General features: G+C 61.0%; 5 protein-coding genes. 2 read left to right on the top strand and 3 right to left on the bottom strand.

The window, feature by feature from the left end:
* Window positions 1–58: 58 nt before the first annotated feature.
* Both QA642_RS40825 and QA642_RS40820 read right to left on the bottom strand, forming a co-directional pair.
* Window positions 59–6,754, bottom strand: coding sequence for a hypothetical protein (locus tag QA642_RS40825; protein ID WP_283081881.1), 6,696 nt, complete (start codon window positions 6,752–6,754; stop codon window positions 59–61).
* A complete protein-coding gene (locus tag QA642_RS40820; RefSeq protein WP_283081880.1) occupies window positions 6,751–13,863 on the bottom strand; it encodes an apolipoprotein A1/A4/E family protein in 7,113 nt (2,370 codons plus the stop codon). Before QA642_RS40820 ends, QA642_RS40825 begins: the two co-directional genes overlap by 4 nt.
* A 156-nt stretch (window positions 13,864–14,019) precedes the next feature.
* Here QA642_RS40820 and QA642_RS40815 point away from each other — a divergent pair, with 156 nt between their 5' ends.
* Window positions 14,020–15,825 (top strand): S8 family serine peptidase, encoded by a 1,806-nt coding sequence (locus QA642_RS40815; protein ID WP_283081879.1) that lies wholly within the window; start codon window positions 14,020–14,022, stop codon window positions 15,823–15,825.
* Between the two features lie 411 nt (window positions 15,826–16,236).
* Window positions 16,237–16,455, top strand: a complete 219-nt coding sequence (locus QA642_RS40810; RefSeq protein ID WP_283081878.1) for a hypothetical protein — start codon at window positions 16,237–16,239, stop codon at window positions 16,453–16,455.
* A 1,165-nt stretch (window positions 16,456–17,620) separates the two neighbouring features.
* Here the strand turns inward: QA642_RS40810 and QA642_RS40805 are convergent.
* Window positions 17,621–18,004 carry a hypothetical protein gene (locus QA642_RS40805; RefSeq protein WP_283081877.1) on the bottom strand — a complete coding sequence of 128 codons (384 nt, stop codon included), beginning with the start codon at window positions 18,002–18,004 and terminating at the stop codon, window positions 17,621–17,623.
* Window positions 18,005–19,531 lie beyond the last annotated feature (1,527 nt).

Here is a 19,531-nt window from a genome sequence, read left to right as displayed (position 1 = left end):
ATGATTTCTGCCGCTAGTCTCGCGATCGTAAGTCACGATTGACGAATGCCTGAACACGTCACGCGTGTTTCCACGGGATCGGCATCGACATTCCGAGCACCATTCCTTTGGCGTCCGGAGGATTCATGTCGAGGTCCCCTTCGATCGTTTCGTACTGAAAGAAATCCAACGGAAACGACGGCGCGGTCTCGAGATAGCCGCCCCTCGCGCGCGTCTTTGGACGCAGAATGCGGAGGAAGCGGATCTTCCCGCCATCGCCGAGCTTTGGCCCCTCGTTCGGATCCTCGAATGTTGGCCAATCGGGTTTGGCGAGGTCCAGCGATGTGGACGTGCCGTCCCAGAGCTTGACCGCGACTGGACGCTCCCGAACGCGATCGAGCGCATCGTGAATGTTGCGTGTCAGCACCAGCACGAGGACTTCCTCGAGCTGTCCCGCTTGCTGATCCACCGCTGGCGCGAGCGACTGCAGTTTCTGCACCCGTCCTTGCGCGGTGGGCTTGCGCTCGATTGAGACTATGGTCCCCGTCACTGAGGCGGTGAGATCATCCGTCGACACCGTCGACACAACTCCATCGATGACAGCGTCGAACAGAGACATGGGCTCGGCAAACTGCCACCACAGCGATGGTGTAAACGTAGAAAGCCTTGCCGGCGAAATGGCCGCCTGAGCTCCCGTCGCCTTCATGACCATCGTGAGGGGCTGATTGATGGGAACCTCGATTGCACTGGTCAGCGGCAGGCACGCCACCGATAGCCAACGATTTTCGGTCGGTAACAAAATCTCATCCGTCGTATCGCGTGCGATTCGGGCGCGCACAGCGATGTCACCGGCCGGCTTGTACGTTTCGCCTTTCTCCGGTTTGTCCCGGGCCGACACGATCAGACGTAAACGCACGTCGCCGCCGGCCGGGACGTCCAGCGTCCAGGTGCCGGCATCACCTAACTGCGTGAAGAATTGGAAAGCGATGCTCCGTTTTGCGCCGTCGCCCTTCACGCTGAATGTGATACGAACGAACTCGCTGTCGCTGTCGTCAGTGAATTGAAAGCGGATCGCCGAGCCGTCCAGGTCTTCCGTGCTGGCGATGTCGATCGCGAGCCCTTCATGCTCGGCGGGGAAGATGCCCTTGCCGACGACGTCCTTGAGGTCTTTGAAGTCTTCCGGCGCAAAGTCCCGCATAATCTTGCGGCTGTTGGTCAGCCGGAAGCGGTTGGATGCATCGTTCATCGCCAGAAGGCGCGGTTCGCAATAGAATTTATTGTACGATGCTGGAGCGAGGCCCTGGCCAGTGAGGGCGGTCGCAGGGTCGATGCTCTCCGGAGCCTCGAAACGACGAAACTTCAGTTTCACGAACGACCAGGGAACAACGTCGGGTTTGACGGGCGTTATCATCAAACCGGCGTGATCGAAACGCCCGGCCTCTGTTGCGAGGTCGAAGGTGTAGCCGATGGGACCGTCGATCCGCAGCGGTATGATCGCGCCGCCGGACCCGCTTCCGCTCCGGATCGAGTCCGGGCCGTGCTCCTGCCAGTATTTGAGGGCATCTGTCGGCCCGTCGGTGCCGGCGTCGATATTGCGTTGAAGCGCAGCTCGTTCCGCAACCAATCTGTCGAGCGCTTCTCCAGTCGGCGGAGCGGTGCCGTCCGATGGATTCAAAAGCTTATCGATCGTCGCGACACGCGTTTTTCGTTCGGCTCGTGTCATCGGATGCCGGGCCATTTCGACCATGGCGTCGATGCCATCTCCGACATGGAAATTCGGATAGAGCGGTTCGTTAAACAAGGCCAGGAGCGGAGGAACGGTTCCCCACGCCATGGCGCGTTCGGTCAGTGGCAGAACGATCGCCAGACCCGGACGCTTGGGACGACGGTCATTGGAGCGATCGGCCAGCACCTTGTTCTGCCAGATCGCGCTGCCGTTCGGCCCCCGATGACTGGAGCGCATGAATTCCGGCCGTCCAGGCCGCATCGCCTTGTAGCGGCTCACGATGCGAAGACCGAAGCGCCACAAATTCATGCCGCCACGCCAGTCGAGGCTCTTATCGAACAGGCGCGGAATGGGGTTGCTTGCGGCAGGATCGCTGCGCCGCCTCAATCCGCCATAGACATGGGCACGCTCGATGCGACGTTCGAGGACTTCCCCAACGTCATCGTTGCGACGGTCCGAGAACGAGGTGTCGAACAGCTCCCGATACCGGGGTTGGTCGATTGCCTCGGCTCCGGTCGTGGCCAGCCGGTACCATTGGTCGTCCTGCGGCCTGCCGCGCCAGCTCCAGCGTTGCGATTCGAGCGCAGCGAGATGGCAATAGCGCAAGGCAGGATACGTCGCCGTTCTTCCTGTGAACGCCGCCGTCAATGAAATCCATGCCTGCTCGGCATATTCGGGGGCGCGGCGCAGGTCGATGTTCAGCGGCTGTGTTCCCAAGATCTCGGGCACGTTTTCGGTCGCGACTTCGAGCGTCAGCACCAGGGGGCCCGCCAGCCGCATCTTCGCGTCGATCGGACAGTGTCTGAGCGTGGCCTTAACAGCAGGCGAAAGCCGCTGGTCGCGCGTGAAAGGGCAAAGCTTGTCTTGCTTGTCCGGCAATCCTGCATAGACGCGCAACTCGTAGATGCGACCCGGCAAGAGTGTGGCAGTATCGCCGGTCAGACCTTCCCGTCCATTTGGATCGACCTTGATGGTCATGGACGGCGTCGGCGCGACATGGCGACGGCCAGAGCCATCGAAGCCGAGCACGTCCTCGAGGGAGGTCCAGGCAGCTCCGACTGCTGCCATCTTGAACTTCTGAAAAGTTGGAAAGATGCATACCAGTTCACCGTACAATTGTGTCACGGCCGGATCATCGAGGGACCGATCGTCCTTGGCCTTGTTTGGGCTCGTTGCTACGCCGAGCGCGGCGTCGAGCGCCTTGGCAACGACCGGTCGGCTGGCGACAACTCGATCGTCGAACAGGGGAGGGTTGATCCATCGCCCGTAAGTACCAAATTCCACCGTCGGTCGTTGCAATCGGATCGTCATCTGGCGAGCGCCCGTCGCGGCGCCGACCTGGATGCCGTCGAGCACGTAGGTCGCGCGCATTTGATGGCCCGATTCCGGCGCAATTCGCGGCTTACCGACAGCGATGCTTGCGAAGTTTCCCGCGCTGTCGAGCTGACTAACAATCGGTGTGACGATCGGGGGTTCGATGTCGACGTCCTTGTCCGTCGCGATAATGATCAGGACGTCTCGCCATTGCGCGATGTCGCTGGCGGGCTGCTGCAAGTCTTGCGTTGCCGCCGGGAAATCAAATTCATCCTCGGCCCATTCGGGCTCGTCAACTCCCGCGGCGATCGTCGTTATGGCCGTGAACGCTTCGACCCGAATCGCTCCGCTTCTGCCAACGTCGTGCGTCAATGTCAGCAGGTCGGTGATGGCTTCGCTCGGCCCCGAGCGGCCCCGGAACGTGATGGACAGCTTGCGCGCTTCGTTTGTTTCAGGCCACTCCATGCGGCCGATGTCGATCCGCAAACCCGGGTCGGGACCGGCGCGGACTTCGAGAACGCCGGCACGTCCTTCCCGATTGAGGAAGAAACGTCCTTGCACATCGCCTCCGATGGTCACGGGAGCTGGCCGTATCGGTAGTTCACCGGCGAGCGGCACGACGCCGTCGGGAATCGCTTTGGATCGGTCGCCCGCAAGCCTTGGTGCGCCGATTGGACGTGTTCGTCGGTAGAGCGCTGACCGACGCACCGCATCCGTGTTTGTTGCGATCTTAACCTGTCCCTTGAGCGGCCCGGTCGTTTCAATCGGCCGGATCGTCAATGGATCATTGGGATCATTGCGCAAGATCGGAGGTAGGGTCCCGCCGTGACCGATGACGTATGGGACGACGTGGAAGGCATAGCCGAATGATAGCGCGAACAGGCGATAGTCGGTGGCGCCATCACCCGTGGTCGACGGAAACCGATAGGCTTCGATGCGGCGCGCGAACGAGGATGGAACGTTGTCTAGCGCGGCATCGGTGACCATCTCGGTCACCGGCGAGCGATTGTCGTATGAAATCAAGGCAGCCCGTATGCCGCCAATCTCTCCGACCTGCAGTGGGACCGGATCAACGATGGCTCCGCTGGCCCAGGCAAGATTACGGACCATCACCGCGTTGGCTTCACTGAGCGCAGCTCGCGCCGAACCTTGCGACGAAGTGTCGGGGGCATGCAGCGTGGCAACGTTGAGGCTACGCCACGCTTGGATCGGATCGCTCAAGGTGTCGGTACGGGCCATCAGGGCTCCCACACCAGACAGCCGGGTCCAAAGGTCGGCGGCACCGGCAATGCTCTGGAGCTGGTCGAAGCGGAAAACCAGTGGAGGCGAATCGACGGTGAGGCGGCGGCTGGAATCATCGCCGCTTCCTGACTCGTCTGTCGTTGATGGCACGAGGCTGCCGGCGTGACGAACGGCATCGCGGCGAGCGGCCTCGACGATCGCTTTCAGCAAATTGGCAAGTTTCTCCTCATCACTCCCGGGACTGGCAGCCGTGAGGCCCGCATCGGTGAGCGCTGCACCGATGATCAGATCATACAATGACGCGGCGGGACGGCTGCCGTCGGCACGCTCGGCGCCGACGAGGGCGGCAACGCTGGCTACCAGCCGCTCGTCGAGGGGAAGCTGCGCAGCCGCATCTTGCTCGTTCTGAGGCTGGGGCGCGTCCCATGTCAATCGTCCGGCCGTCAGTCCAGGAATGTACGGCCCGATCACGGCCAATGCGAGATCGGCGCGAAGGCCGGGTCCGGTCGTAATGCGGTCCAACGCGGTACGCAGCGGCGTTGCAGTCGCGTCGGGCATGATGATGCCAACGTCCGGAATGTCCGAAACATCTGCCTTCATCGACAGATAGAAGGCTGCCCCGAGCAGACGGTCGGCCGGCACAGGCGCAGAACCGCCGGCCGATAACGTGACGCTGACGGCCGCATTTGCGTCGGGTCGGATGATCGCAATCTCGACGCGGATCGCCGCTCCACGCGCGCGCGTCGTTGAGATGACGGAGGCGCCATCCTGAAAGATGGCAACGTCCAACGTGGCAGACGCCGCCATCCCGGCGATACGAATTTCGGGTGGGATGGGGCGACCTGGCGTCGTCACGAACGCCACGACTAGCTTGAAATCGCCTGCGGGCGGCGTGAGAGCGAGATCGAACGCCACTTTCGTCGGTGCCGCCGGCGCGATGGGGGCCGCGGATGCGGCCGGCCCAAGGTCCAGCACAGCGCTCGATACTGCTTGGGTGGCTCCAGGGCCGAACGCTTGAGCGTCGGGGGGAATAGTCAATGTCCGTGCGGCGATCACGCGAGGCGCAGCGATCAGCAGCGGATGAGGACCGGCGGACGAAAGATCCGGTCCGCCGAGCCAATTGCGTGCCACGAACTTCCGCAGGCCATCGTCTGACTCGATGCTCTCGATTTCGGGGGCTATGGCCGAGCCCGGAGGATCGAGCGGCAAACCGAGCAGCCCCTTCAACCTGCGTGAATTGACGGAAGCAAAGCGGGCGCGAAGCGGATTGTTGCTGACGCTTCCGGGGTCACGTTCAGCGGCGCCCAGGATCAGGGCCGCTGTGAGATTCCAGAAATCGGCTTGGCGGAGGGAGAGGCCTTCCAGTATCGAGAAGCCGGGTGGCAGCGCAATCGCGGAAGCGGCGCTGCGCCTGCCCACGACCCACCATGAAATCGAATCAAGGGCCATGAGAAACTTTGGCGTCAGTTCTGAGGCGAGATCCCGGGCAAGCGCGCGCCGCAGCTCGTCGCCGCCCGCCACCTTCGTGATTTCACTGGTCACAGTCGCATCCAGCACGCCGAACACACGGGCCCACGGATCAACGACTTCGGCGATCCGTCTTGAGAGGGAGGCGGCCCAGTCCTCATCGGTCAAGCCGTGACCGAGGGCCGGCCTCTTGATCAGCATGGTCTCCATGTCGATGAGCCGCTGGGGATCGCCGGACGGACTGAGATCATCCCATGACAAGCTCGGTCGCATGTCGACGGATCCGTCCGCGAACATGGGCGCGGGACCAGGACCAGGCGTCGGTACAAGGTCGACGCGACAGAACTCGCCATTTTGATCCGAGATCATGGTGGGACCGGCCGGATCGAGCGTGTAGGTACCGCCGCCGGTCGGACCGAACAATGGTGCCGCGATGAAAGTCGTGCTCTTGTCAGGCGCTGGGTCGAGCGTGAAGACGGTGAACACCTTGTTTGCAATCGGAACTGGGTTCGGCAATCCTGTCAGGCTTTCGACAAGCCCAAACACGGTGCGCCCAGTCACCTCTGCCGTACCCGCCGGCATGCACAGGGCAGCTTCGAGGCCACTCGTGTTGACGATTGAGGCGATTTCCTCCTCGAGCCGGCGGTGAAAGCGCCTGCTTCCGTCGGCGCCGGGAAGATCGAAATCCACCGGCGCATTGGCGGCCGCCGCGACGGTGGTTCCGGCGTCCAGATCCTGGGCGGTAGGAACTCCTGCGATGTCGACGATGCGCCAGAATCGCCAGGCGGTGACGTCATGCGGATTCCAGGTCCCGCTGCCATCCGCCAGGCGCCACTTCCAGGGCAGGATCTCACCGATCGCATCCGTCAGAAGCGCTCCGTCGGAACCATCGATGACCGCGCTTACCCGTAGCGAGATCTGAGCCTTGTTGCTCACGTCCGGCAGACGATCCGCCTGGACCTTTATTCTGAGATTGCGCGGATCGGGAGCCATCGACGATCGGTCCTTGGGGTACAACAAAATCAAGCGTAAGAATCGGAATAACCTTCAGACTGCTTTTTCTCGCCAGCAAACTGATACTCGACGTGCTGGGAGACGCGCAGCGTGTAGAAGACGCTGATCTTGAAACTCAGCCGGAGCGTTCCGGACCCGATCATCAACGAGCCGTCGTAGGTAACCTCCAGCAGCAGCGAAATGGCAGCCGTGATCAGGCCTGCGACGTCGACGTTGCCGCGCGCGAGTATGAAAACTGAAATTGCAGTGGTGTTGCCACCGGGGCCGGTCGACCACGTCATCGTTATCGAACAGCCGACCTGAAGCCAGACGCCACCCGATACCACGCCAAAGTTGAAGCCTAGTCCAACGCCGGCGACGATACCCACCTCGAGCGAATAGGTCAGGATCGGGTGAGGTTTGGCGATTGGAAGAAACGATAGCCGCTGCGTCAGGAATCCGCCGCCGTTGAGGATCCAGACGCTCAGCGTGAATGGCATTGTCTTGGTGGCGACCGACAGTTCACACATCAACTCGAACTGAGGAACTGCGGCGATGCCGAACAGAATGTGCAACGAAAGATTTGAGATTCCGAAAACGCCGAGCTGCAGGTCCGGCAGATCGATGTCGAGCGTGGCTGCGATGCCGGCGGGCACGCCGCCACGCATCAGCGGTTCAATGACGAGCCCGTCCCCCTCGCCGGAAGCGGCAAGAAAATCAGTCAGGAACGCCAGCGCGTCGGCGAGTTCGACACGTTCCGGATCGATCTTGAAGTCGATTTTGCCGGAGTCGTCGAAATACAAGCCGGTCTGACGGAATGTGAGGATGTCCTGTCCGCTGGTCACGACTCGCCAGTCGCCGAAGATGCGGCCATTGAATATCTTTTGGGTCCCGTCGCGGCCCACCGACATCCGCGCCTTGGCATTGAACTTGGCTTCGTCGACGACGATCTCGACGGGGCCGAACGACAAGAGGGGCGCGGGCTCAGTGAAGGGGACGTCGATGTCGGTCTGAAGCCAGGCGCGCATCTGGACGTTGTCGAAACCGTGCTGAACCCTGATGGCCTTGGAGTCGTCAAGATCCGGGAAGGCAAATCTTTGAAGCAGGCCGCGGAAATCGATACCGCCCATATTCGGTATGAGATCCGCGACGGACAATTGCTTCAGTTTGTCGGGAATGAACTGCTCGGCAACGCCACTCGAGGGCAGCCGCACGCCGAACGACTGAAGCATGTCGCCGACCGCCTTGCCGGCCTTGTCGGCCGCCGCAAGCGTATCCGAAACCCGGTTGACCAGCGCAATCGCCGGGGTCATGTCGACGACCTTGTTGGCCTCGGCGAGCACGTAGGCGACTTCTGGTCGATTGAAACCGAGCCGATCCGTTTTTGGTGGGTCACCGACGCCACGAAGGAGCCGTAAGGTATCGCTGCCTTCCTGATAGAGCCGATTGGCCTGGTCGGCCAATTCCACTGGATCTGTTCCCAGCGCGTCGCGCAAAGTCTCCTGGACCGCGCCGGAGATCTGTCGTGCACGATTTTCGACCTCGCGCGTGACGCGTTCGGCTTCTTCCGCGGCACGCCGCTTCAGGTCTTCGACGGAGCCCTGTGCATCGTTGATGGCTTGCTTTACCGCATCGTCCAACCGTCTCTTGTAACCGTCGACGTCGAGGGCATTCTGCAGCCAATCGGCGACCTTCTGCGCGTCCTTCCGTATCTCTCCTATAAAGTTGTCGAATACCGCGCAGGCATCCTTGAGTTCCTTCCCAACGTCGTCGATCGCGGCGGTGATGCCGGCAGCGAGCGCGTCGAGTGTCTTCCGTAGAGCGGTTGCAACAATTTCGCCCTGCGCTACCACGGCCTTCTCGATCAATCCGCTGGCGTCAGCTATTGCCGTCAGCGCCCGATGGATAGCGCCGGTGGAATCGGCATCGTCGTCGGGATCTTCAGGAGCCGAGAGGGCAATGATCGCATCGGCTATCCGATCGAAGATGCTGGTTGCCTCATCAAGGCCCGCGTCGATCGTGTCTTCGAGAAACACGACGAGGGCGCGCGCGGCATTCTGTGCCTCGGCGATGATTTGATCGAGTTTGGTGGCGAGCGCTTGGAGTGATCCGCCGGCGGTACCGAGACGGGCTTTCAATGCGTCCTCAAACTGCTTGAGCGACGCCTCGTAGGAAGCGAGAGCCGCTCTCACGTTGTCACTGATCACAGCACCGACGTGAGTAAGACCATCGGAGAGGGTGATTGCCTGTCCCAACGTGTCGTGGATGGCCGGCAGGATGCGGCGCGCTGCCATGAGAGCTGCCGTATCGTCGATATGCGAAAGTTCGGTGTCGATTTGCTGGGCTTGCTTGCGAAGCTCGTCAAGCGTCGCGCGTGCGGACGCCGCGATCGAATCGTTGACCACCGTCGCCGTGCCAACGTCGTCCTTCAGCGTCTTGAACGCATCGTGGATCTTGCCGAGTGCGGCCGGAATTGCCACGTCTTGCGCTTCACCGAGTGAGGCGCCGGCGACTGCCTTGACGGCCTCGAGATCGGCCGTCACCCGCTTTGACAGCAGCTCGATTTCCGCTCGCACTTCGTCCGCCACGGTGGCAATCCGGTTCTGCAGTCCCGACAGCTTGTCGATCAGGTCGGCGCGTTCGTCCGGCGATAGCCATGCATCCTCGCTGTCGAGGAACACGCTGACGTCGCGAACGATGCCGGCGATGTTGCGGATCGGCCTCAGGCCACCGTCGAGTGTGGAATCGATCGCTTCGCCGGCGATCTTGCGCAGACGGTCGACCTGTCCCTCGGCAGCATCCTTCAGGCGGTTGACCAGCGAGGCGCAGGGCGATTTTGGGTCAACCTTGCTCAGATCGATCGACTTGAGCGAGTTCTTGATGTCGGAAGTCGCGGACCTGAGATCGCCGACGAAACTCGGATGGTCGAGCGCCGCGCCGATGGCTGCGACGGCGTCGTTTTTGACATCGGTGAGAGGCTTCTCGGGATCCAGTTTCTCGAGGACGCCGAGCGCTTGGCCGACCTTGGCATCGATGGCCGCCCGTAGGTCGGAACTATGCTGCGTCAGTGACTGCCCGAAAATCGTCACTGGGCTTGGGGCGCCGACGGCGGTTAGTGGTGCGGCGCGGGCAATTGTTATGTTCTTGAGTATCGTGCCGGGGCCGCTGGGAGCCCGGCCGTGGGTGAGGACAGCCGGCTCCTTCGCACGGACCAGGCCGACGGTCATCCGCTCGAAACCAGGTGCGTGCGCCGGCTCTGACGGCATCATGGCGTCGGTGAGATTGGCGCTGTTGGGTTTCATGCGGCCGGCGGCCGGTGGCGGTAGATCGATGAAATCGATATCGCGCACCGATCGCCATGCATCGGTGTCGTCGCCGCTTTCGCCGTGGACCACGGAAGTGTAGAAGACGAGCTTTTCCGGCTCGTCGACCTCGACGGAAATTTCGCCGTCGCCTTCTCCCGCCAGCAGGAAACGAATCTGCGGCTTCGGATAGATCAGCGAGGGATCGTCCGGATTAATCGGGGGATCGCCTGGCCTGGAGGGGGCCAATACCGGAGGGAGGGTCGCGAAGGCCCTGTTCCACAGAGGCACTTGCCAGCCTTCACGGCGCACATCGCCGCCCCAGCGGCTATCGACACGGATTTTGCCCGACTTGAACTCGACGCCGACGAGAAATCCGGCGGCTGCGATCGACTTGCCGCCCTCGGGATAGCGGCGCACCGGCTGCAGCAGCTCGACGTACTCCTCGACCTTGCGAAGGATCGGGCGTCCGACGTGTTCGTCCTGCAACAGGCCGATCGGGTCGAAATTGAAGAATTGCGCGGAAGGTACGACGGACCGCTCATAGATGATGACGTGTTTGGCTCGATTCCAGAGAGCGCCGATGCGCCCGATGCGCTCGAGCTTGTAACGGTGGACGCGGCCCTGGCCGGTCTCGGTCTCGACAACGGTCTTCTTCTCGTCGAACAGCGCCCGCTGGCCGCCATAGCCACCGTGCGCGGAGAGGTGGACGCCTTTCGCCGAACCCCCGTCCGCGTCCGGTCGGCTGTAGACCTTCATCAGGATATTAGCGCTCTCGAAGGCCCAGGCGACCCCGCCGGGAAAACTCTCCCGGTCGTCCTGGCTGGTCGAAAACGTCTGCGCGAGCTTCTTCGATTCGATTAGACCACCGGTATCTGCCGGGATTTCGCCTTGTACGGGCCAGCGAAGAGGGGTCGCGGGTCCATGCGCCGGGTCCAATCCTCCGGTGCGTAGCCTGAAACTTACGCCGTCCTCGATCTTCAGCTCGGCATCGGGGTGACCGCTCCAGAGCTTGTCGACGGCAAGTCGCCTGCGCTGGGCCCGCAGCACGAGGCTCGCGAGTTGCAGGTGGCTCTTTAGTGTCGCGCGAGACGCGCTTGCCGTATCGGACACGGGAGATACGGGCGCTCCGATCGTTGCGCCGATCTCGGTGACGAAGGCCTCGGTGCTCTTGTCGGTGGTGCTGATCCTCGTCGTCAAACCGTAGAGCAGCTCGAGCCGAAGCTCCTTCAAGCGGGAGCCCGGCGTTCGCATGGTCGGATAGCCCATGTTACGACGGAGATTCCAGCCTGGCTCGCGGAAGTTGGTGTCCGCAAAGGTGGGGTCGACCTCCAGGCGTGCGTGCGCGCCAAACCGCGCGGCCGCCGGGCGGCCTGGTTCGATATCTTTTGGGGCGCCGACGATTGCGGTTGCGTTCTTCTCCATCGCCTCGCCGATGACCTGAGGCGGCAGTACCATCCGCACCGCTTCGGAAGGATCAAGCACGCGCCAGGACACGTCCCCTTCGTCGCTCCATATCGCGACTTCGTTGCTCTGATCGGTGGCGGCCCGAGCGGGTTCGACATACTCCACGGCGGCGACCCGGAACGGGGTCGGGTCGATCACCAAGGCGAGCCGCCTTGGAGCGGCGCTGGTTGTCGTGGTCGATCTGATCGCGCGCAGCGAAAGGGAGACCGACTGATTTTCACCGGGCGCGAGTGATTCCGTGGCGACCAAGGCCTGAATGAGCTTTTCGTCATCGGGTTGCTCGGAGCCGCCGCGGTAGTCCAGTTCGAGCAGGAGCGGCTCGTCAGGGTCATCCGAAATGGGCGTCGGGCGACCGAGCAACTGCCTGCGGATCTGAGGAGGCAGGTCGTCCTGGCCGATTGGCTTCACGCGCTCGATCGGGAACTTAACGACCGCCTGCAATTGCGCATCTGGCAGATCGTCACCACCGGATCGGGCAAGAAGCCCGGTCAGATCCGCCTTGGTGACCATCGTGAGGTCCGGCGCCTTTAGAAGCGAGAAGCCCAGTGCGCCGAGTGCTATCTCCGAGCCATCGGTGCTTTCGAGCGAGAAGCCAAACTTGATCGTCGGCACAGTACCGAGATCGTCGGTCTGCGTGATAGCAGGCTGCCATGCCGGTCCGTCCGTGCACGCGCCGGGCTGGACATCGGTGCTCGCGGCGACGAACGGCGCGGAGATGCGCGCCTTGCAGACCGGCGCCGTGCCCTCCGTTGCGATCATACGAGCGAACGTCGCCGTACAAGGCGAGGCCAAGCGCGGATCCTCGTCCGACTTGCCTTTCTCGACGAGCTCGAATGCGGTGACCCCCTGCCACATATCGGGGATGAACCGCGGCTCGAAGGATAGGAAAGCCGTTTGGCGCCGCTTATCGGCCGCATCCTTGACGGTGCCGGTGGTCGGCACGATGACACGGCGCCAGGCGGAATTCTCGCGCAGCAACCCGACTGCGTGCCACGGCGTTCCGCGTTCCGACTTGCGTTTGGCCAGTGCAGGGATGACGCTCAGTGGCGTCCCGTCACGGACCTTGCGCAGACTGTCATGCTCATCCTCGATGACGGCATCGAACGCGTCGATGACGAAGTCGGTTATCTGATCGGGTCGCCGAAGCTTTGGGTCCGCTTTAGGATCGACGTTGAGTGGATCGAGGCGGGCGGCGACGATCCATTGCACCGGTACGAACGGCTTGAGGGCGCGGGCGCCGATGTCACCGACGCGTTGCTCTTGGGAGAAGCGGACCCGGCCTTTGACCGGCAGAAGCTCGGGTTTGGAAAAGAACCGCTTGAGGATACTGCCGATCTTGCCGCTATAGTTCCAAAGGGTTAGCTCGAAGCGCAGAGCGACACGGATGATGTCATGGGAGCCCGTGTCCTTGTTGAATTGGTGCTCGACCGCACGAAGCCCGAATTCGCGGCGCGGACGGTTGGGCGGTTGACTGGGAATGCCCTGATCGACGAACAGAGGTATTACGTCGACCTGATCGGTGGTGAGATTGCCGTCATCGGGTTTGACGATCGCGTCGATGAAATCGCTATTTGCATAGCGTAGTGGAACGATGCTGAGCGCAGGTTCTCCACGATCCCATGGACCAATCGTGAGGGCGATCTGGATAAGCCGGCACAGCGCGCCTCTCGGCGCGGCGGCGGTTTTCCACAAGGATTGTGTCGTTGTCGCCTGGACCACATCGAGGCCCACGTGAAAGCGGGTGTCATAGCGGTCGCCTGAGGTGGCGACTTTCGGCCTGATCCAGTGGCCGTTCAACGCGAGGCGAACTTGAAGCCTGATCGCGAGCGCTTTGAAGGTGCCGGATTTTCCGGTCGCCGGCGTAATGACGAGCTTCGAAACCTGCCATCGCGGCGCCGGCTTGTCGGCCAGCGTGCGGGCCAGGGCGATCGTCTCGAAGCGGGCGAGGGGACCTTCGTCGAAGACGTCCCAGGCCTTCTGCTGCCGCTTGACCGGATCCTTCTCCGCCGCATAGTTGGTCGGCGCGCGATATGCCGTGAACAGAGCGATGCCGCGAAGTTCGATCGCAGATGCTGGCGGGGTTGGGTCTTGATCGTCATCGACGGCGGCGTGACCCAGATGCGGGTCGTTCGCGTCGCTGCCGTCGTGATAACGGGCATTCGCCCCGTAGAGCGGGTTCTTCGGAGCGAACGGGTTGTCACGATCCCTGAGAAGATTTTTGAAGACCGCAAGATCGTAGCAAACGTAGCGCCAGTCGGTTCCGTCCAGATCGTTGGTGCCGATGACGACGGCCTCAAGCGGTCCATCCGACCTGTCTTCCATCGCGCGAATGGCGATAAAGGAAATTCTAGCCGGCCCAGCGACGCCCGCCATGGTCCAATCCCCTAAGCAAAAACGTCGTGCCGAAAACAGGAAGTCCAGAAATGCGGTCGGACGAAATGGTCCAAGATCCCCCTTGCAACTTGCCGTAGAACGCTTGATCGGTCAATATCGAACGTGTCTTACCCTCCACCGATTGCGAGAAGCGACATGACGGTCATCGATCCGCATCTGCAATGGATGTACGACGACACGCCCGCACACGAGCGGGCGACGACACGGGTGCCGGTCACGTTCGAATGGCATGGCGATCTTAAGGAACTTGTTGCCTTGGGAATGCGGCTGCACGCGACGGCCGGTGGCATCATCTCTGCCGAGATGCCGCTGTCGAGCCTGCCCGAGGTCCACCGCCTGGGCATCGAATATATAGAGCTCGCGCGCACGCTATACTCGCCATTCGACGTTAGCCGATCCGACATCAAGGCTGACGTGCTGCAGCCCGTGATCGGGAGCGAAGTGGGGAAGGGGGTGATCATCGGCATCGTCGACACTGGCATCGATTATACGCATGCGAGCTTTCGCAAACCCGATGGCAAGACCCGAATCCTCTCGATCTGGGACCAGCGCCTCGAACCCGTGCCGGCACGACCGGGTCGTCCGCCCCGCTTTCCCTCGGAAGGTTCTCCCGGAAACAATGTTGACGGTACGGCTCGCAGTGGTGTGGAATTCACCGAAACTGCCATAAATGACGCGTTGAGAACGGGTGGACGGCCGCTGCGCACCAAGGACGTGCCTGACGATCCACACGGAAGCCATGTCATGGGAATTGCCGCTGGCAATGGCGCCGCTTCGCCCGGCGGCCCGGCGACAGCTTTCGTCGGAATGGCTCCGGCCGCGGATCTGATCGTTGTCGCGACCAAGTTCAACTTCGCCTTGATACGGCAGGGGATCGAATACATCCAGGAACGAGCGAGAGCGCGCAACTGTCCCTGCGTTATCAATCTCAGTTTGGGCCAACCGTTGGGCGCGCGCGACGGTCGTAGCCTGGATGAAAAGGCGATTGATGCTGCGCTCGGGGCTGAGGGGCGCGCCATCGTCGTCTCAGCCGGCAACGATGGAAACAAGAACAAGCACGTTCGGGGCAGGGTCGCGCGCGGCGCCACCGATCGGATCACTTTCCGCATCGATGACAGGCAGATGGCCAAGGAGCTGGACATCGAAATCTGGTACGGCCTGAAGTCGACTGCGGAAAGGTTCGATGTAGTTGTCACCGATCCTTCGGGAGTTTCAATGTCGCTCGCGGCAAGCGGGGGCTCGGTGCGGCGCACGCTCGGCCGCTCGACCGTTAGTCTCGCATCCGCCATTGCCGTTCCTCGCCACGACAAGAACCGGATCAGCATCGCCATTCGTCGGGACGGTCTGCGGATTGCTCCTGGGACATGGTCGATTACCTTGTCGGGTGTCACGGTGGGGACCGGTGCCGACGCTGGCGTTTATCATGGCTTTCTGCGTGCCCCGAAAGGACGCAAGGGGATTCCCGCAACCGCGTTCACCTCGTCGCAAACGAGCGCTGCAAGTACCGGTACGATTCCGGCGACCGCGCTCAAGGCCATCTCGGTTGGAGCATACGTTACGAGACCGTCCGCCGATCTGCACAAGCCCGCGGCGTTCTCGAGCCAGGGACCGACGTTGGACGACCGTCAATTTCCCACTCTGTGCGCGCCCGGTCAGTTGATCATTTCGGCGAAGGCCGTCAACGCCGAGCCGCACCCGGAGCTCGATGTTGCTGGCAAGCCATTTACGGCCAAGCAGGGTACCAGTATGGCGGCTCCACATGTTGCGGGCGTGGTTGCGGCAATGCTGCAGGTGAAGCCCACGCTCAAGCAAGATCAGGTGGCCAAGCTGCTCGGTGACCATGCCGACGCCCCGCCTGCGCCATTGCCGAACATTTGGGGGCGCGGACGCGTCAATGCGCTGAATTCCGTGACCGCAGCGAAAGCACCGGTAGGAAGCTGATCGCAGCACGAGTTTGGCGCGACGGAGCGAATTCGACCTTGCGGCACGCTCGAGCCTGCCCCGCCCGAACACAGCTCCAAAAAGCTATAGACGACCGCCAAAGTTGGCCTTCTCCCATTGAGCTCGATATGGTCAGCGACCAAGTCTCGGCGGGTCGGTGTGATCTGGTCGAAGTAATGCTTGAAGTCGACGTGTACGCTCATGTTGTTGGGACGATAGTTTCCCGTCGGTCGTACAGCAGGACCGGCCCTGCCGCCAAGCGCGCATTGACGGATTTGTGCAGCGGAGGTGGACTCGACCGCGTTTGGATCCACGGGTAGGCAACGCATGCCGGCCTTGAGCAATCCACCGGGCCTGCTCCTTGTGCTGGGGGCCGGCCGGGTCCGGCGAAAGCTGCAGGAAGCTTTGGTCATGCTTGAGCCGATCCGGGATAAGCGATGCGCCGGCAACCGTCCAGTTCAGGGCCACATCCCACCCGGCTTCGTTTTCCAAATCGCCGCCGCCGATATCGGCGTGCACGCCCAGGAAACATACCTGCTCGAAATACAGGCCGCCGTGGACGTCGCGTTCGCAGTTTGCGGCCAATTTACGAACAGCACCCTCCCGGTGCAGGGCGAAGCTATGCCCTGAACGTGAGGAAGACGCAGCCGAATGCGGCATTGCCGAGCAGGACGGAACTAACGAGCAGTTTGGTCAAGCGATGTGATCGCTGGGGCTTTGCGGCGCAATCATTTCGAGAATCAACAATCTGATCTCCGCAATTTGCGCTTCTGATGACGTAGGCCGGCACCGGTAAGCCGCGCCTTGTCCCGCTATTGCTTCCGTCGGCGGTAGAGCCGGCATCAACGCTCAGCGGGTAAACCCTAGTCGTAACGCAAAGCAAGAAATGAGGTCATAGGACGGGCTTCGCCCAAGGCCAGTTCTTCGCCCGGGCAGGAGGGATCAGTTGCTATTAAGATCCCAGTCACCGCCTTTCTTCCCAATCCGCTACGTCGCAGGCCTTTATCCATGATCACAGCAGGCGCGGTGCTCGAGCATCGCGCTCTGCCGCGGAAAACCGATAATCCGTGCAACAAAAACCACGCAAGAAGCCGGCAAGCCGCCGAATTTAGCGCTGATCCTAGATTTGTTGCATTAATCGATTTTCATTGAGCGCTACAATGTCAGCGCTGAACGAGATGCCTCACTTAGGAAATTTCGGCGGTCTGGAAGGCAACGGGACAATTGGCCACATTTAGTTTGGCTATTGCTGCACAGGAGCAGAACATGAAAGCATTTGTACCGTCTCCGCACGGGCTCGTATGTCGGGACCCTTTCTCGGCGCAGCAAGCGTGATTTAAAGCAGAGGCTCTGGCTGCAATGTAACCTGATGCGACTGGGGTGCGAGCTAGCGGGATCCCAGCATCAGCCCGGCTTTGAGCAAGGGAAGCTACTACTGCCACAAGCCGCTCACCAAAGTCGACTTCAACTACAAGAAAGCTACCTAGAGGCCGGGACTAGTGCCGCCGTGGGTCTTTGTTGACGCTAAGACGAGTTTGGGCCGCGCGACCGTGGCCAACTCAGGCACTGTCGAGGTTGTGCGGACAGCTACAATCCACATCAGGCGTTGACCCGATTGAATCTCGCGATGCTCTGCTTGAGGGCCGCCGAGTGATCGCCGCTCCTCATTGCTCACACTGGTTCGGGCGAGCCCCTAGTCGTCGGGCTTCAGAAGGGCAAATTCCACACGAAATAGAGAAGCGCAGCAATGGCCCCCCAGAAAAGTATGCCGCGGAAGATGACAGCGAGCGCCATGTTAATCGCCGTCTCGCCAAAGCCGTTGCGCCATGGCGATTCGATCGACCGCGTCTGCCAGTCCTTCTAAGAAAACCCCATACCATGCATCATCATCGGGAAGTTCCCACTCTCTTAGGCTGCTTACGTAACGGATCAGAGCAATAACGCCCGCGATCGTCGTTGGCGTTGAACGGATGAGCACATTCGCATGCTCCGCGAGAGCATGGTTCCTTTGACTGCTGATTTCGTCGGCGGCATCAAACTCGGGCCCGTCGAGCTTCGCAGATATGGACATGGCCGCATCGTAATGCGCCGACAGCTCGCGATGACGCTCAATTACTACGAAGGTTAGATCCCGATCGGCTGCAGCAGTCGGCTGGGTGGAAAATTCCTGCGATGACAATGTTGGCCCCGAGAAGTAGCAGGCCTATGTTAGCATCGGGGCCATGATGATAATCAGCGTAGAGGGTCCTTCGTGTGCGGTATTTCTGCACGATCGGATTGGGCATTCAGACGAGGTCAGCGACTCCATTTGGAGATCGAGACATTTCGGGGGCAAGCGCGCGCTTTACTCGCCGGAAAGCGGCTCGGCTCCAGTTTTCTCTGCGGAAAGCTGCACATTTTGCGCGTATCAAAGGTTGTTATCACTCATCGGCTGCGCTTGGATAGGCTTCGACATTCGAAAGGGGTGGGCGAAATATGAAGTTGATTGCAATAGTTGCCGGTCTGTTGCTGCTCGGCGTGATCGGACAAGCAAACGCACGCGGAGGACATGGAGGGCGCGTCAGCTACGGCGGCGGACATCACACTACCAGTCATGGCGGCAGCTATTTGGGCGGATCCGGCTCGTCACACCGTGGCGGGACTTATCTCAATTCGAGAACTGGCAACCGTTACGGCACTCATCGATAACGAGCGAAGAGGCAGGACTCGAGGCGCGGCCATTTGATGAGCCTTTTTTGCGCGTGGGCAACAATGGGAACCGACGTTTCGGCCACGGAGCCGTCAGGTCCCGGAAGGGGTTTTCTGCAATACTCCGCTATTCTGGAGCTACGTCTGACACTCTAAATTTGCAAGCCATCGAGCTGCTCTTGTCCGCCATGTACCGTACGCCAGGCGACGAGGGGCTCGAAAATCGGTTCTTGGTCGGTCCGCCAGGAACGCCACTCTGGCAGAAGCGCATCAGTACATTTGTGTTCTTTAGACGCCGGTTGCGGTTCGCGCGGCGCTTTACATAAGAAAGGTAGGGCCGCCGTACCTCGGATCGACAGCCATGAACGATATACAAAGCCAGCTCAGATCCTTTACAATTGCGCACCACGGCTCTTTCGCTACTGAAACATTCCTCCGGTAATTCGAGGAGTCATACAATGAGCTCATTGGGCAGGACGTAAAGATCAGGCTGGCCGATTTGCTCGCCGCATCAGAACTATTCAACCCAAGAGTTGCCTTGCGCTCTATTCGCTGGTGCCGTCGTGGTGGAGACTGAATTTCGTTCGTCGCCTTCTTTCTCCTTCAGCCCGGTTCAGTCGGCGAAAGTGATCTCGACATAACATAAGGGTGCCCGCGTTCTCGCCCGAAGTATTTCCACCCGTAGCTAATTGGGACGCAAGGACCGAAAAAGCAGCCATCTTGGCTCGGCATACGGTCACCCAACATTCAGGCGTCTAACAAGATCAAAGTAGCTGTCTTGGTGCCCTAGCGCTCACGCCTCATCTCCAGTACCGGCATCAATTTTCGATGCGAAGCATGTTCGGTGGCTTCTGTTCGTTCGACATACGAGGGCGCATGAATATCACATTTGGTGAGCCGCAGATGCGAGCTATGTCCGAAGACATAGTTGTTCGGCAATCCGATCACGATTGGCTCTCTATGCTCCCGATCAAATTGGACCGACCAACGATTTAACGCGACGACAAATCGCGCGCTC

The sequence above is a fragment of the Bradyrhizobium sp. CB2312 genome (assembly GCF_029714425.1).
In the GTDB taxonomy this organism is placed as follows: Bacteria; Pseudomonadota; Alphaproteobacteria; order Rhizobiales; family Xanthobacteraceae; genus Bradyrhizobium.
The sequence above is the reverse complement of the archived record's forward strand: the minus strand, read 5'-3'. Positions and strand labels throughout refer to the sequence as shown.